General features: G+C 39.9%; 1 protein-coding gene. It reads right to left on the bottom strand.

What is annotated here, in order from left to right:
* Window positions 1-89: 89 nt before the first annotated feature.
* Window positions 90-273, bottom strand: a 184-nt coding sequence (locus QP752_RS11265; RefSeq protein ID WP_284805546.1) for a hypothetical protein, incomplete at its 5' end; no start/stop codon positions are given.

The raw sequence follows: 273 nt of genomic DNA, 5'->3' as shown, positions 1-273 counted from the left end.
AAGTTGTCTGACATCTTTATTTACTCAGAGCGAATTAAATGCAATATGTTCTACCACTTTATGATCCAAGAAAAGGCCTGTTTCCTCGATTAAACCATGATCCGCGCCACACTTTTCTCATAAAACTGCTCATTAATCATCAGGAGTTGATCAAAACAGGGGTTCGGCGTATTAAAGTTTGCTAACCTGTCGTACCAATTCAAACAGGTTGTATGACTAATCAGAAGGGAACCCATTGTGAAAACACTAAATCGTCGCGATTTTCCCGGTGCA

The sequence above is a fragment of the Corynebacterium sp. UMB10321 genome (assembly GCF_030228725.1).
Lineage (GTDB): Bacteria > Actinomycetota > Actinomycetes > Mycobacteriales > Mycobacteriaceae > Corynebacterium > Corynebacterium pseudogenitalium.
Note: the sequence above shows the minus strand (reverse complement) of the source record. Positions and strands in the feature narration are given on the sequence as shown.